General features: G+C 75.7%; 14 protein-coding genes. 6 read left to right on the top strand and 8 right to left on the bottom strand.

Translation table 11 applies throughout. From position 1 onward, the window contains the following. Nucleotides 1-55: 55 nt before the first annotated feature. Entirely contained in the window at nt 56-2371 is a 2316-nt protein-coding gene (locus E1O70_RS14825) for a sodium-translocating pyrophosphatase (protein ID WP_061266587.1), read from the bottom strand. 234 nt (nt 2372-2605) lie between these two features. On the opposite strand from E1O70_RS14825, the gene E1O70_RS14830 reads away from it, so the two are divergent. From E1O70_RS14830 to E1O70_RS14845, 4 genes are all read left to right on the top strand, one after another. Continuing rightward, a complete protein-coding gene (locus tag E1O70_RS14830; protein WP_061266586.1) occupies nt 2606-3142 on the top strand; it encodes a sigma-70 family RNA polymerase sigma factor in 537 nt (178 codons plus the stop codon). Then, nucleotides 3139-4548, top strand: coding sequence for a hypothetical protein (locus tag E1O70_RS14835; RefSeq protein WP_061266585.1), 1410 nt, complete (start codon nt 3139-3141; stop codon nt 4546-4548). The genes E1O70_RS14830 and E1O70_RS14835 overlap by 4 nt, the downstream gene beginning before the upstream one ends. 121 nt (nt 4549-4669) lie before the next feature. Continuing rightward, nucleotides 4670-5251 carry an RNA polymerase sigma factor gene (locus E1O70_RS14840; protein WP_061266584.1) on the top strand — a complete coding sequence of 194 codons (582 nt, stop codon included), beginning with the start codon at nt 4670-4672 and terminating at the stop codon, nt 5249-5251. 12 nt (nt 5252-5263) lie between these two features. Continuing rightward, nucleotides 5264-6073: a hypothetical protein gene (locus E1O70_RS14845; protein ID WP_061266583.1), complete on the top strand. Its 810-nt coding sequence runs from the start codon at nt 5264-5266 to the stop codon at nt 6071-6073. Between the two features lie 141 nt (nt 6074-6214). Here E1O70_RS14845 and E1O70_RS20150 read toward each other — a convergent pair whose 3' ends face one another. Continuing rightward, nucleotides 6215-6964, bottom strand: coding sequence for an alpha/beta fold hydrolase (locus E1O70_RS20150; RefSeq protein WP_061266582.1), 750 nt, complete (start codon nt 6962-6964; stop codon nt 6215-6217). Between the two features lie 69 nt (nt 6965-7033). Between E1O70_RS20150 and E1O70_RS14855 the strand changes: the two genes are divergently transcribed. Then, the gene (locus E1O70_RS14855; RefSeq protein ID WP_370670898.1) at nt 7034-8425 is read left to right on the top strand and encodes a M18 family aminopeptidase; all 1392 of its coding nucleotides are present in this window, start codon (nt 7034-7036) and stop codon (nt 8423-8425) included. Nucleotides 8426-8531: 106 nt separating this feature from the next. Here the strand turns inward: E1O70_RS14855 and E1O70_RS14860 are convergent, their stop codons facing one another. Further along, nucleotides 8532-9179 (bottom strand): hypothetical protein, encoded by a 648-nt coding sequence (locus tag E1O70_RS14860; RefSeq protein ID WP_061266581.1) that lies wholly within the window; start codon nt 9177-9179, stop codon nt 8532-8534. 100 nt (nt 9180-9279) lie between these two features. Here E1O70_RS14860 and E1O70_RS14865 point away from each other — a divergent pair, with 100 nt between their 5' ends. Beyond that, the gene (locus E1O70_RS14865; RefSeq protein WP_240696718.1) at nt 9280-11835 is read left to right on the top strand and encodes a DEAD/DEAH box helicase; all 2556 of its coding nucleotides are present in this window, start codon (nt 9280-9282) and stop codon (nt 11833-11835) included. Nucleotides 11836-12043: 208 nt separating this feature from the next. Here E1O70_RS14865 and E1O70_RS20605 read toward each other — a convergent pair whose 3' ends face one another. The 5 genes from E1O70_RS20605 to E1O70_RS14900 form a co-directional block, all read right to left on the bottom strand. After that, nucleotides 12044-12661: an Rv3654c family TadE-like protein gene (locus E1O70_RS20605; RefSeq protein ID WP_338077836.1), complete on the bottom strand. Its 618-nt coding sequence runs from the start codon at nt 12659-12661 to the stop codon at nt 12044-12046. After that, nucleotides 12562-12951 (bottom strand): TadE family type IV pilus minor pilin, encoded by a 390-nt coding sequence (locus E1O70_RS14880; protein WP_240696719.1) that lies wholly within the window; start codon nt 12949-12951, stop codon nt 12562-12564. The genes E1O70_RS20605 and E1O70_RS14880 overlap by 100 nt, the downstream gene beginning before the upstream one ends. Before the next feature lie 4 nt (nt 12952-12955). Then, nucleotides 12956-13162: a DUF4244 domain-containing protein gene (locus tag E1O70_RS14885; RefSeq protein ID WP_021483237.1), complete on the bottom strand. Its 207-nt coding sequence runs from the start codon at nt 13160-13162 to the stop codon at nt 12956-12958. Nucleotides 13163-13620: 458 nt separating this feature from the next. Beyond that, nucleotides 13621-14424, bottom strand: a complete 804-nt coding sequence (locus E1O70_RS14890) for an aminoglycoside 3'-phosphotransferase (protein ID WP_061266573.1) — start codon at nt 14422-14424, stop codon at nt 13621-13623. Between the two features lie 139 nt (nt 14425-14563). Next, complete coding sequence (locus E1O70_RS14900) at nt 14564-15163, bottom strand: hypothetical protein (RefSeq protein ID WP_061266572.1); 600 nt, start codon at nt 15161-15163, stop codon at nt 14564-14566. Between the last annotated feature and the right edge of the window lie 25 nt (nt 15164-15188).

A 15188-nucleotide genomic window follows, 5' to 3' on the forward strand; every position in this document is an offset into this window, starting at 1 on the left:
ACGGAGGGCACCCGGGTCGACCCGGGCGCCCTCCGTCGTCTGCGGCGGCCGGGCCTCAGGCGCCCGTCGCGACGCGCTCCCGCTCGACGGCGGACTCCTCGCGGTCGACGCGCGCCGCACGCAGCCGCGACATGATCACCGCGCCGAACGCGATGGCGGCCGCGACGACCGCGATCGCGATGCGCAGGACGTGGTTGGCGTCCTCGGGCACGCTCATGAGCACGACCGCGGGCGCGATGAGCACCGACACGAGGTTCATCACCTTGATGAGCGGGTTGATCGCCGGGCCGGCGGTGTCCTTGAACGGGTCGCCGACCGTGTCGCCGATGACGGTCGCGGCGTGCGCCTCCGAGCCCTTGCCCCCGTACGCGCCGTCCTCGACGATCTTCTTCGCGTTGTCCCACGCCCCGCCCGAGTTGGCGAGGAACACGGCCATGAGCACGCCCGCGCCGATCGCGCCCGCGAGGAAGCCGGCCAGCGGCCCGACGCCCAGGCCGAAGCCGACGGCGATGGGCGCGAACGCCGCGAGCAGGCCGGGGGTCGCGAGCTCGCGCAGCGAGTCGCGCGTGCAGATGTCGACGACCCGGCCGTACTCGGGGCGCTCCTGGAACGTCATGATCCCGGGGTGCTCGCGGAACTGGCGGCGCACCTCGAACACGATCGCCCCCGCCGCGCGCGTCACCGCGTCGATCGCGAGACCCGAGAAGAGGAAGACCGTCGCGGCACCGAGGATCACGCCCACGAGCGTGATGGGCGAGATGATCTGGTAGTCGAGCATCGCCGTGACGAGACCGCTCCCGACGCCCTGCACGTCCGCGAGCGCGTGGCTCACGGCGTCGGCGTACGACCCGAACAGGGCGGTCGCCGCGAGGACGGCCGTCGTGATCGCGATGCCCTTGGTGATCGCCTTCGTCGTGTTGCCCACCGCGTCGAGGTCCGTGAGGATCTGCGCGGCCTCCGCGTCGCCGTCGCCCGACTCGCCGACCGACATCTCGTAGATCCCCTGGGCGTTGTCGGAGACGGGACCGAACGTGTCCATCGCGACGATGACGCCGACCGTCGTCAGCAGCCCGCACCCGGCGAGGGCGACGAGGAACAGCGCGAGCCACACCGACCCGCCTGCGAGGAGGAACAGGCCGCAGATCGCCGCGGCGATCACGCCCGCCGTGTACACGGCCGACTCGAACCCGACCCCGATGCCCGACAGCACGACCGTCGCCGCGCCCGTGCGCGAGGTGGCCGCCACGTGCAGGGTGGGCTTCGACGTCGTGCCGGTGAAGTAGCCCGTGATCCACAGGATGATGCCCGCGAGGACGATCCCGATGACGACGGCGAGGCTCGCGACGACGCGCGGGTCGGCCGCGATCCCGGACAGGTCGCCGAGGTCGGCCGTGCCGTCGAGCGCGGCGAACGACGACGGCAGGTAGACGAACGCGGCGACGGCGGCGAGCACCGCGCCGATGAGCGCCGAGAGGTAGAACCCGCGGTAGATGGCCCTGAGGCCGTTCTCCTGACCGCGCACGCGCGTGATGAACACGCCGAGCACCGCGACGAGCGCGCCCAGGGCCGTCACGACGAGCGGGAACACGAGGCCCTCCTCGCCCATCGCCGCCTTGCCGAGGATGAGCGCCGCCACGAGCGTCACCGCGTACGACTCGAACAGGTCGGCCGCCATGCCCGCGCAGTCGCCGACGTTGTCGCCCACGTTGTCCGCGATGGTCGCGGCGTTGCGCGGGTCGTCCTCGGGGATGCCCTGCTCGACCTTGCCGACGAGGTCCGCGCCGACGTCCGCCGCCTTGGTGAAGATGCCGCCGCCGACGCGCATGAACATCGCGAGCAGCGCGGCGCCGAACCCGAAGCCCTCGAGCACCGCCGGGGCGTCGCCCTTGTAGACGAGCACGACGCCCGCGGCGCCGAGCAGGCCGAGGCCGACGACCGACATGCCGACGACGCCGCCCGTCCGGAACGCGATGCGCGCGCCCTCCGAGCGTCCGCCCGGCCGGGTCGCGGCCGACGCGACGCGCACGTTCGCGCGCACCGCGAGCCACATCCCGAGGTAGCCGATCGCGGCCGAGAACCCGGCGCCCACGAGGAACGCGACCGAGCGCCCCACGCGGATGCCGCCGTCGGCCGGCAGCAGGAACAGGAGTCCGAAGACGATCGCCGCGAACAGCGCGAGCGTGCGGAACTGGCGGCTCAGGTACGCGCCGGCGCCCTCCTGCACCGCCTGGGCGATGTCCTGCATCTTCGCCGTGCCCTCGTCCGCGGCGAGGACCTGTCTGCGCAGCACGACCGCGAAGGCGAGGGCCACAAGGGCGATCGCCGCGATGACCGCGACGATGGTGAGACTTTCCGTACCGAGCGTGAGCATCCGTCCTCCTTGACGAACCGCGCGACCGTCGCGCCGGTCCCCTGCCGGAGCGATGGGGGTGAGTCTACGCACGTGTGTCGTACGTCACGACCACTCGTGCAGGACGTCACGAGCGCGTCTTTCGCCCGACTCCGGCGAGCGGTCGGGTGAAAGTCAGGATGTGGCCCCAACCGAACTCTCGCGGCGGGCGTTGAGAGGGGCGACGGTGTTCACGACAGGCAGGAGGCATGCGCGATGGCGCGTTGGGAAACGGTGCTGGACGAGATCGTCCGCACCCGGCGGAGGGCGCTCGTGGGGTACGCCTTCCTGCTCACGGGGCACGCCGCAGAGGCGGAGGACCTCGTCCAGGAAGCTCTGTTCCGGACCTTTCGCCGCGGGCGGGCGGCGACGGACTTCCAGCTCGCCGAGAGCTACGTCCGCCGGACGATCCTCACGGCATACGTCGACGGGACCCGCCGTCGCAAGCGGTGGGACGGCGTGCGCCACCTCCTCGGCCCGCGCCCCGAGGTGGACGGGCCGGCCCTTCCCGAGGTGCGCCTCGACATCCTGGAGGCGCTGACCACGCTCTCGCCGCGGGAGCGCGCGTGCGTCGTCCTGCGGTACTTCAGCGACCTGCCCGTCCGCGACGTCGCCGCGCAGCTCGGGATCACCGAAGGGACCGCCAAGCGGTACCTCAGCGACGCGACCACCAAGCTCGCGGCCCGGCTCGGGCCGGTCCGAGCGACCGACGACGACGACCTGACCGTGAAGAACCTGCGAGGTGCGCGATGAACCGGCCCATCACCGACGAGCCCTTCGACCTCGAGCGGGCGCTGCGCTTCGCCGCGGACGCGGTGCAGCCCACGACCGACGACGCGGTCGCCGGTCAGCGCCTGCACAGCGCGGTACGGCGTGTCCGCCGCCGCCGCGCCGGGCTCGTCGTCGGCACCGCCGCCGTGTTGACGGTCGCCGTCGTGGGCGTCGGCGCGAGCGCCCTGCTCGACGACGATCCGCGCCCCGTCATGCCCGCTCCGGCGCCGAGCCCGGAGCCCACGCCGAGCCCGACACCCACGCACCGGGCCACGTTCCCCTCGCCCGTCACGACCGACGCGCTCCAGTGCGGCGCGCCCGCACCGGCGGCGACGGGCACGGACCTGCTCGCGACGGCGTCGGTCGCCCCGGCCGCGGTCTCCGTGACGTCCCCCGACCTCGTCGAGGTCACGGCCCGCGTCTCCGTCGACGCCAGCGCGCGGGTCAGCGCCCTGGACCCGGCCGGGCTCGTCGGGTACGTCGTCGTCCAGGACGGGCTCATCGCGTCGTCCCTGACGCCCTCGAACCTGGACGGGGCGCCGCAGGTCGATCTCGCCGAGGGCGACGTGCTCGACCTCGCCGCGTCGATCGACTCGTTCGCCTCCTGCGACCCCACCGGCGTCACGGATCACTCGCCGTCGCTCCCGCCGGGCGACTACGAGCTCGCGGTGGTCGTCCCCTGGCTCGTGTCGTCGTACGCTCTCGAGCACGACGGTGCCTGGGGCGAGCCCGTCACCTCCCCCGGCGGCGAACCGCTGTTTGACGGCTGGCTCGTGTCCGCGACAGTGCCGTTCACGGTCGCGCCCGATCCGTACATGGAGGCACCGCCGGCCACCGACCCGGTGCCCGGCGCGTTCCCCGGCCCGACGACGACGTTCCCCGCAGCGCTGTCGTACGAGGACCTCCGGTGCGGCATGCCCGCGCCGGCCCCGACGGGCGACGAGCTCCTCGCACGGCTCGAGACCGCGGAGGCTCTCTCGGTGGTGACCGGGACCGAAAGCACCCTGCCCGTGCGGCTCGCCGGGCTGCCCACGGCGCGCAGCGAGACGGTCGACTTCCGCTGGGTCCGCGCGTACGTCGTCTCTCGGGACGGCGTGATCGTCAGCTCGACCGCACCGGCGACCGACTCCGAGGCGTACACGGTCCTCGAGCCGGGCGCGACCGAGCAGCTTGATCATGTTGTCGGGGCTACGGTGGCCTGCGAGTGGGGACTGCCCTCGGGGAACTCGCTCCCGCCCGGCGAATACACAGTGCAGGCGGTGCACCCCTGGATCGTCACGTCGTACGCCCTCCAGCAGCTCGACGGCTCCTGGGGCGCCGAGACCACGGATGGCAGCCCCCACAAGGGCTGGCTCGTGTCCGCGCCGGTCCGGCTCACGATCTCCTGACCGCTCAGAGCACTGGGGAGAACCGCGCTCCGTCGACCGCTCGCGGTCGCCCCCCAACGGTTCCGGTCCGGCGGACGTCATGATCGGGCAGACGGGTCGAGGACGGCGAGGGAGCACGGGCGTGGCACGGTGGGACGACGAGCTGGGCGACCTGGTGGCCCGGCGTGGTCGTGCGCTGAACGGCTACGCCTACCTGTTGTGCGGCGACGCGCAGCAGGCGGAGGACCTCGTTCAGGATGCGCTCGTCAAGGTGTTCTCGCAGCTGCGCAGACCATTGAAGGGGCGGCCCGGCGCCGTCCGGACCGTCGACCTCGACGCGGACCCGCCGGGGCGGCCGGAGATCGTCAGCACCGAAGGGTACGTGCGCAGCGCGATCCTCACGCTCTACCTCGACGGCTACCGGCGACGACGGAGGTGGACGGGCGTGCGGCACCTCGTCGCGACGGACGACGCCGCGCGTGGTCCCGAGGCCCCGGCCACCGCGCGTGCTGACGTCGCCGCGGCTCTCGCCGGGCTGACACCACGACAGCGCGCGTGCGTCGTCCTGCGGTTTTTCGAGGACCTGACCGTGCCGCAGGTCGCGGCCGCCCTCGGCAGCGCCGAGGGCACCGTCAAGCGTCACCTGCACGACGCCATGGCGGCGATGCACGGCGCGCTGCACGACGACCGCGCCAACGCCCGACCCGCATCACCACCCCGCTGAGAGGCGAGCACGATGATCACGCACCACGCGCGCGACGACCGGGAGTCGCCCCCGCCCCCGGGAGACGGGGAGGCTCTCGCGCGCGCCTTGCGCACGATCGCCGATGACGCACCCGCAGCTTCGGCGGACGTCCCGGTCCGGCTCGACGCCGTCCGCTCCCGCGTGCGGCGGCGACGCTCGGCGAAGAGGACGGCGCTCGGCGCCGCGGCGTTCGGTGTCGTGGCCCTGCTCGCCCTCGGCGCGACGCAGCTCCCCGCGTGGGACACGCGCGGGCCGCTGCCTGCGGAGCCCCCGACGCCGGTCGCCGCCGCGTGCGGCACGACCGTGGACCTCGACCCCCTGCCGGAGGCTGGGCCCGACAATCCCCCGTTCATCCCCGCCTACGCCGTGGCCCTCGACGGAGACACCCAGGTCGCCGCCGGGTCCCGCTGGAACGGCATGCTCCGCGTCACGAGCGGGTCCAGCCGCCCCGGCGACACGGTGCGGCTCGTCGACGTGGACCTCGTCGCCGCACGAGGGCTGGAGGTCGTCGGCGTTCCCGGCGAAGCGGTCGTCCCGTCCCAGGAGTCCGCCGAGGCGAACGGCACCTCCGGTCCCCGGGTCGGCGTGCACTTCGTCTCGTGCGAGTCCGGCGGCCCCCTCGCACCGGGCGCGTACGACGTGTACGCCCGGGCGACGCTCCTGCCCGGGACGGGCGAGATTCCCGTCCTCGCGGGGCCCGTCACGATCGAGGTGGCAGACCGTCGGGCGACGCTCGACGCCGTCGGCGGCCGGTCGCCCTGGCTTGCAGAGACACCCGCTTCGCGCGGGGATGTCGGCTGACGACCCGACGTCGCTCGCCGACACGACACTCACGGACACGGGAGACGAGAGGTTGTCGTCATCGCGGCGAGCGTCGGGCCGGCGGCGTCGGTGTGCGACGGGTCGATCACTCGCGGCGGTGACCCGCCCGACCGGCGCCCGTTACGGCGCGGTCGTGCCGAGCGCGAGGCGCGCGACGGCGTCGGGCCGGGTGAGCGGGTAGAGGTGGCCTTCCCCCGCGAGCCCGACCCGCGGGACCCCGAGCCGGTCCGACAGCTCGCGCTGCGCGCGCAGGAACCGGGCGCTCGCCCGCAGCCCGGTGACGAGCAGCGGCTCGGCACCCGCGGGCAGACGGCGGCCGCCGTCGAGCAGGTCGCGCACGCGCGGCGCCTGCTCCCAGCTCGCGAACCACTGGTGGGCGAGCAGAGTCCACGCCTCGCGCGAGCCGTAGCGGGCGTGCGCGACGTCGTGCGGGAGGCGGTCCGGGGCGCGCGTGACGACCCGGACGCCCACGCGGCGCAGGTTCGCGCCCGTCACGGCGAGCCCGGTCGCGAGCACGCCCGCCGCCGCGGTGCCGGCCCGGGCCGTGACCCGTCCCGTGTGCAGGGCCGGGAGATGGGCCTCCCACGGGCTCGTCGGGTCGAGGAGCACGAGCCGGCGGACCTCGTCCGGGTGCCGCAGCGCCCACTCGATCGCGGTGAGTCCGCCGACGGAGTGCCCCACGAGGTCCACGGGCCGCGACCCGTCGACGCCCAGGCCCTCCCGCACCACGTCGACCGGTCCCGTCACGGGCACGCGCCACGCGTCGAGGACGCGGACGTCGTCGGTGCCGGACGCGGTGCCGAGGGCGCGCGCGAGCGGGGCGAAGTCCTCGGGCGTGAGCGCCAGGCCCGGCAGGACGACCCAGGTCATGCGGACTCCCTCTCTCGCGGTGCGCGACCACCCTACGGAGCGCTCCTGGGCGTGCGTAGGGTGGAGCCTGTGTCGACGCCCAGCACCCCCGTGACCGACCCGACCCTCCACGACCGCGCCCTCGCCCACGCGCACGACCTCGCGACGTTCGTCGAGGCGTCCCCGTCGTCGTACCACGCGGCGCACGAGGTCGCGCGCCGGCTCGAGGCCGTCGGCTTCGAGCGCCTGGACGAGACCGCGGCCTGGCCGTCGGTGACCGAGGGCGACGGGCCCGCGGGCGGGCGGTACGTCGTCGTGCGCGACGGCGCGGTGATCGCCTGGGCCGTGCCCGCGGGCGCGACGGCGACCACGCCGTTCGCGATCCTCGGCGCCCACACCGACTCGCCCTGCTTCAAGCTCAAGCCGCGCCCGAGCGTCGGCCGCGAGGGCTGGTGGCAGGCGGGCGTGGAGATCTACGGCGGCCCGCTGCTCAACTCGTGGCTCGACCGCGAGCTCGAGCTCGCCGGTCGCCTCGTCACGGCCGACGGCGAGGAGCACCTCGTGCGCACGGGCCCCCTGCTGCGCATCCCGCAGCTCGCGATCCACCTCGACCGCGCCGCGAACGACGGGCTCACGCTCGACAAGCAGCAGCACACGCAGCCCGTGTGGGGCCTCGCGTCGGCGTCGGGTCCGGCCGGGTCCGACGTCGCGGGCGCGCCGCACGGGACGAGCGGCGGGGACGTGCTCGCCGAGCTCGCGCACCACGCGGGCGTGCGGGCGAGCGAGGTCGCCGGGTACGACGTCGTGGTCGCCGACACCCAGTCGCCCCGCGTGTTCGGCGCGCACGACGCGTTCCTCGCGTCCGGGCGGCTCGACAACCTGCTGTCGGTGCACGCCGGTCTCGTCGCGCTGCTCGAGGTCGCGGGCACGCCCGACCGGCCCGTCGAGGGCGCTGCGATCCCCGTGCTCGCCGCGTTCGACCACGAGGAGATCGGGTCGGAGTCGCGCTCCGGCGCGTCCGGCCCGTTCCTCGCGGACGTGCTCGCCCGGGTCGCGGCCGGCCTCGGCGCGACGGACGAGGAGCGGCACCGCCAGCTCGCGGGGTCGCTGTGCGTGTCCAGCGACGTCGGCCACTCGGTGCACCCCAACTACCCGGAGCGGCACGACCCCGCGAACCGTCCCCTCGCCGGCGGCGGGCCGATCCTCAAGATCAACGCGAACCAGCGCTACACGACCGACGCGCACGGCGCCGCGGCGTGGGCGCGCGCCTGCGCCCGGGCCGGGGTGCCGAGCCAGGAGTTCGTCTCGAAGAACACCGTGCCCTGCGGTTCGACCATCGGGCCGCTCACCGCGACCCGCCTCGGCATCCGCACGGTCGACGTCGGGGTCCCCATCCTCTCGATGCACTCCGCGCGCGAGCTCACCGCCGTCGTGGACCCGTGGTACCTCTCGCGTGCGGTGCTCAAGATCTTCCAAGGCTGAGTCTCCCGCCCACCCCACCGGCCGAGCAGGCGGTTCTGGTTCGTCCTGGGCGCGGGACGGACCAAGACCGCCTGGTCGGGCAGCCGCGATCGCCTGGTCGCGCCCGTCAGGGGCGCTCGGCGCGGGCGCGGACGCCGCGCAGCATCTTCTGCGTCATGAGGAAGCTCACCGGCTGCACCGCCTCGACGACCGCGCGGCCCGCGGCGCCCAGCGGCAGATACCGCTCGCGGACGAGCAGGCGCGACCGCGGGGTGCCGTCCGACCCCGGCGGCAGCGGTCGCACGACGAACGCCCACGAGAACCGGAACGGCATGGTGTCCGGCTGCCCTGGCCCCGGCGCGCCGAGCAGCACGAGGTGAGAGCCCGGCTCGAGCGCCGCGACCCGGAGGACGGCCTCGTCGGCCAGGTGGACGTCGTCGCCCACGGCGAGGCCCTGCCAGCGCTCCTCGATCGCCTCCGCGCTGCGGATGCCCAGGCCGACCAGGTTCTCGAGCGCGTCGTAGGAGTAGAAGCCGCCGCGCCCCTGACCGAGCTGGACGAGCCACGGCCAGACGTCGGCCGGCGGCGCGCCGACCGTCACGGCCCGCGTCGCGACGACGGCGCGCGCGTCGGGGACGAGGTCGTCGCCGGGGAGCACGCACTCGTGCTCGCCCTCCCAGGTGCCCCACGTCTGGGTCAGGCGCCGGGTGAGCAGGAGCGCCCCGGCGGCGAGCGCCGTCGTCGTCAGGACCCGGACCCCACGCCACGCTGCCATGCGTCGATCGTCGGCCGTGCGCCCCTCCCCGCGCGAGGGCCGGAGGTCCCGAGCACGGCCCTCGGCCGAACCGTGGGCCCGAGGTGGGACACTCGGAGACGTGCTGCACGCCCCCACCACCTCCCCGCGACCGACGAGCGCGACGCTGCTCGACGTGCTGCGCGCGGGCGGACGGCGCGACGAGCGGCTGCGGCACGTGCGCGAGCTGCCCGCGCGCCCCGGCACCCAGGGCGAGTGGCCCGCGTGGGCCGACGCGTCGCTCGTCGCCGGGTACCGCGCGCTCGGCGTGGAGCGCCCCTGGGAGCACCAGGTCGAGGCGGCCGACGCCGCGTGGTCGGGCCGGCACGTCGCGCTCGCGACCTCCACGGGCTCGGGCAAGTCGCTCGCGTTCTGGCTCCCGGCGCTCACGGCCGTCCGCGCCGACGCCGCGGCGCGCGTCCTCGACCCCGGCCGCATCGAGTCGGTCGCCCGGCGCGGCGCCGTGCTCTACCTCTCGCCCACGAAGGCGCTCGCGGCCGACCAGCTCTCCGGGCTCCAGCGCCTCCTCGACGCCGCCGGGACGCGCGACGTGCGGGTCGCGACGTGCGACGGCGACACCGGGCAGGACGAGCGCCGGTGGGTGCGCGAGCACGCCGACGTCGTGCTCACCAACCCGGACTTCCTGCACTTCGCGCTCCTGCCGCACCACCGCGGCTGGACGCGGCTGCTGCGGGACCTGCGGTACGTCGTCGTGGACGAGGGGCACGCCTACCGGGGGGTGTTCGGCGCGCACGTCTCCCTCGTCCTGCGGCGCCTGCGCCGGCTCGCGGCGCACTACGCGCGCGAGGGCGACCCGCCTCCGGCGTTCGTCGTCGCGTCGGCGACGACCGCCGACCCGGCGACGAGCGCGGCACGGCTCGTCGGCGTCGAGCCCGACGACGTCGTGACCGTCGCGCGCGACACCTCGCCCGCGGGGCGCAAGACGTTCGCCCTGTGGGAGCCGCCCGTCGTCGTGGGCTTCGAGGCGTCCGCGGACGCCGGGCCCGCGGAGGGTCACGACGACGACCCCGCGGTCGCGACGCCCGCCGAGGGGCCCGAGCACCCGCGCCGCAGCGCCACGGCCGAGACGGCCGACCTGCTCGCCGACCTCGTCATCGCGGGCGCCCGCACGCTCGCGTTCACGCGCTCGCGCCGCGGCGCGGAGTCCGTCGCGGTCCAGACGCAGGACAGCGTGCGCGTCGTCGACCCCCGCCTCGTGCGCCGCGTCGCCGCCTACCGGGGCGGGTACCTGCCCGAGGAACGGCGCGAGCTCGAGGACGCGGTGCGCACCGGCGACGTGCTGGGCCTCGCGACGACCAACGCCCTCGAGCTGGGCGTCGACATCTCGGGGCTCGACGCCGTGCTCATCGCGGGCTGGCCCGGCACCCGCATGTCGGTGTGGCAGCAGGCGGGCCGCGCCGGGAGGGCGGGCGCCGACGGCCTCGTCGCGTTCGTCGCGCGCGAGGACCCGCTCGACACGTTCCTCGTGCACCACCCCGAGGCGGTGTTCGACGCGCCGCTCGAGGCGACCGTGTTCGACCCCGCGAACCCCTACGTCCTCGCGCCGCACCTGTGCGCGGCGGCAGCCGAGGTGCCGCTGCGGTCGGAGGACCTCGCCGCGTTCGGCGCGCCCGACGTGGTGCGCGGCCTGCTCGACGTGCTCGTCGCGCGCGGAGCCCTGCGACGCCGGGCCTCCGGCTGGTACTGGACCCACGCGCAGCCCGCGTCGGGCATGACCGACCTGCGCGGGTCCGGCGGCGCGCCCGTCCGGGTCGCCGAGGCGCGCACCGGCCGGCTGCTCGGGACGGTCGACGCCGCCTCCGCGGACGGCTCGGTGCACGACGGCGCGGTGTACGTCCACCAGGGCCGCACCTACGTCGTCGAGCACCTCGACCTCGCGGACCACGTCGCGCTCGTGCGTCGGCAGGACGTCGACCACGGCACGTGGTCCCGGTCGACCACGTCCATCACGATCGTCGACGAGCCCACGGACGGGGACGTCGCGACGGGCCGCGAGGTCGTCGAGCGCAGCTGGGGCCCGGTCGGCTGGGGCTACGGCCCGGTCGACGTGTGCTCCCAGGTGGTGAGCTTCCAGCGACGCCGCCTCCTCGACATGCAGGTCCTCGGCACGGAGACCCTCGACCTTCCCGAGCGCACGCTGCCGACGATGGCCGTCTGGTGGACCGTCCCCGCCTCCGTGATCGAGGAGGCGGGCGTCGACGCCGACGAGCTGCCCGGTGCGCTGCACGCCGCCGAGCACGCGTCGATCGGCCTGCTCCCCCTCCTCGCGACGTGCGACCGCTGGGACCTCGGCGGCGTGTCGACCGCGCTGCACGCCGACACCGGCGAGGCCACCGTGTTCGTCCACGACGCCTATCCCGGCGGGGCCGGCTTCGCCGAGCGCGGGTTCGAGCTCGGCGCGACCTGGCTCCGCGCGACGCGCGACGCCATCGCCCGCTGCCCGTGCCACGACGGCTGCCCGGCGTGCGTGCAGTCGCCCAAGTGCGGGTCGTACAACGCCCCGCTCGAGAAGGCCGCCGCCGTCCGGCTGCTCGATGCCGTGCTGGCGCACGCCCCGGCCACGGCAGCTGAAGCCGACGCCGACACTGCGGGACGGACCGCAGGTCTCCCGCGATAGGGCACGGCACCTCCGCAAGGTCGAGGCCTGGTGCCGTCCGGTCGCTCCCGCCGCGCGAAGGGCCGATCTCCCCAGGTCACGCTCCGCTCGCACGACCCGGCGGACCGCTGACCGTGCCGGTCGCGGACCCTCGTCGCGCCCTCGCCGGCCCGTGTCAGGAGCGCCGGCCTCTCGCGTGTGCCGAGCCGGAGCAGACGGTGGCGACCGTTCATCGCGCGCTCGCCGGGCCGGCCCGTGCGGCGGCGGTCGCGCGGCCGAGCGTGGCGCCGAGGAACGTCACGCCGGCTCTCGACTCGACGTCCACCCGGACGACCCCGGCGCCCTGCTCCGTGCACGCGACGACCACGGCCCGGTTGCGCGCCGCGGCCTCGCGCGCCCGGCCGCAGGGTTCCCACCCGTCGCGGACTGCCGTCGCCGCCGCGAGCGCCGCGAGGTCGGCTCCGGTCTGAGCGGTGCCACGCGCCGCCTGCGCCTGCGCGAGCCCGGCGAGCGCGAGAGCCAGCACGAGGACCGCCGCGACGACCCCGAGCACGAGCACCGTGCCTGCTCCGTGCTCGACGTCGAGATGGTCAGCCGCCGCCGGCCTCGCACCCGGTCGTCCGTCGGTCCCGGTCCCGGTCCCGGTCTCGGTCCCGGTCTCGGTCCCGGTCCCGGTCCCGGTCGCGGTCGCGGTCGCGGTCTCGGTCTCGGTCTCGGTGCGCCGTCCCCGCGGAGGCCGCGCCGCGGTCACGGCTCGGCCCACGCGACGGCCACGCCGCTCGCGCGCAACGGCGACCCGGCGAGCCACCCGCCCACGACGGGCGTCGTGACGTGCACCTCGACCCACGGGTCGCCGCGCTGCACGCCGACCGTCGCGCCGGCTCCGGCGACCCGGAGCGCGGTCGCGCGCACGGTCGCGTCGTCCTCACCGATGGCCACCGCGCGGGCGGCAGCCCTCGCCGCGTCGGCAGAGCGCATCTGGGCGCCCGCCGCCGCGGCGAGGGTGAGGACCACGACGAGCACCAGGACGACCGCCGGCAGGGCGACCGCGAGCTCGGCCGTGACCGCACCACGCTCTCCGCCCTGACGGACCCGGCCCCTCAGCCGGCGGTTCTCCGCCCCGGCGTCCCGTCGCACGGGCTCAGCCCAGCGAGAGCGCGCTGCGCACGATGCCGAGCAGCATCTCGCGCACCTCGCCGCTCTTCAGCACGACGATGAGCAGTCCGGCGAAGCCCGCCGCCGCGACCGTCGCGATGGCGTACTCGGCCGTCGCGAGTCCCGCCTCACCGTCCTGCCCCGTGCTCGTCCCCGTCAGGCGCGCGAGCGCGCGTCGCGGCTGTCGTGTCATCTCCGGCTCCCCTCGTGTGGCCCGCGTCGTGCGGGCGGTCGGGGAGACCCTGCCGGGACCTGCACCCCTGCCGCACTCCACCGCGGGGCGTCGGTGGACGGGGCCCTCAAGACGACGACCTGTGCATGGCAACGCGCGCTCCGCCCGCGTCGACGGGTCGAGCCACCAGCACTCCGTCGCACGATCAGCACCCGGTCGACAGGTCGAGCCACCGGCACCCCGTCGCACGATCAGCACCCGGTCGACAGGTCGAGCCACCGGCACCCCGTCGCACGATCAGCACCCGGTCGACAGGTCGAGCCACCGGCAACCCGTCGCACGATCAGCACCCCGTCGACAGGTCGCGCGAGCAGCACCCCCGTCGACAGGTCGCGCGAGCAGCACCCCCGTCGACGGGTCGCGCGAGCAGCACCCCCGTCGACGGGTCGAGAGACCAACCCCGGCCAACCGGGGCGCGGTCAGCCCCAGGTGAGCGGGTCGAGCTCGAGGTGGAAGCGGAGCCTGCCCGGGTCGACCGGGGACCCGTAGCGCGGCGCGAGCGACTCTTCCAGGGCACGCGCGTGCTCCGGCCAGGTGTCCTGGGCGTTCGCCAGGAGGAGGGAGAGGTCGGCGTGCCGGTCGGCGACCCCGAGCCGCCCGACGTCGACGAACCCGCGGAGCTCCAGCGTCTCGGGGTCGAGCAGGACGTTGGGCAGGCACAGGTCGCCGTGGCAGACCACGAGGTCCGTGGCCTGCTGCTCCCGCCGCCACGGGAGCTCGGCGGTGAGCTCGGCGAGAAGGTCGGCGGGATCCCGGGACTCCTGCTCCGGGCGTAGGAACTCCGGGTGGACGCGGCCGCCGTCGACCACGTCGCGGGCGAGGGCGACCATGGCGTCGAGGCTCCGGTCGAACGGGCAGTCGACCACGGGGAGGTCGTGGAGGGTCCGCGCCGCCGCGAGGACGCTCGTCCAGGCGCGGTCGACCTGGTCGGGGCGGACTGTGTCAGCGGGCACGCCCGGCACCGTGCGCGTCACGAGGACGGCCTGCTCCCCCGTGTCCTCCCACACCAGAACCTCGGGGACGACGATCCCGCGCTCAGCCGCCCAGAGCGCGCGGTCCCGCTCGTCCGCCAGGTCGGCCGCCTGGTCCGGGCCCACGACCTTGGCGTGCCGTGCGCCGTCCGCGCTGACGAGCACGCGGGCCGAGGACTCGCCGCTCCCGACGTCCCGCCAGGCGTCGTCCCGGAGCGCAGCAGGCACATCGGAGACAGGGGACGGGTCCATGCGGCCACCGTAGCGACCCGACTCGACACCGACACCGGCCCCGGCCCCGGCCCCGGCCCCGGCCCCGGCCCCGGCCCCGGCCCCGGCCCCGGCCCGAAAGTAACACCGACGCCCGCCTCTGCCTCCGGACCTCCGACACCTATCCGGAGAGCAGACCCGCCCCGAGGGAGACGAGGACCGGCAGCAGTCCGACGAGCACGAACGCGGGGAGGAAGCAGGCACCGAGCGGGAGCACGAGGTGCACGGCGAGCCGCGCCGCGGCAGCCTTGGCCGCTCCGGTCCGGTCCTGGCGCGACGCCCCGGCCGCCGCCCGCAGCGACGACGCCGGAGCAGCGCCGTGCAGCCACGCGGGCCGCAACGCGCGCTGCACGACCCCGAGCCGCGGCGGTGCACCCGCCCAGGCACCATCCCACGACGCCCCGAGGAGGAGCGCCGCGCCGGCGGCGCGCAACCCCGCACCGTCGCGGCCCCCGACGCACGACCCGACGACGTCGATCGCTCGCGGGATCGCCGCACCCGACCCGACGGCGGCCGCGAGCAGCTCGAGGAGCACCCCGGTCTCGATGCCGGGTTCGCCGTCGTCGCCCCGGCGCCGTCGGCCGCCCGGGCCGTCGGCGGGATCGCCCGGCGCGAGCACTGCCCGCCCGACGGCGACGGCGCGCCGTCCGGCCTCGGTGCGCGCGGACCACCACGGCGCCGCGCCCACCAGGACGCAGAGCGCCACGAGGACGAGGGTCACCGGCGCACTCCTTCCCGGGCAGGCC

The organism is Cellulosimicrobium funkei (assembly GCF_004519295.1).
GTDB classification, from domain to species: domain Bacteria; phylum Actinomycetota; class Actinomycetes; order Actinomycetales; family Cellulomonadaceae; genus Cellulosimicrobium; species Cellulosimicrobium funkei.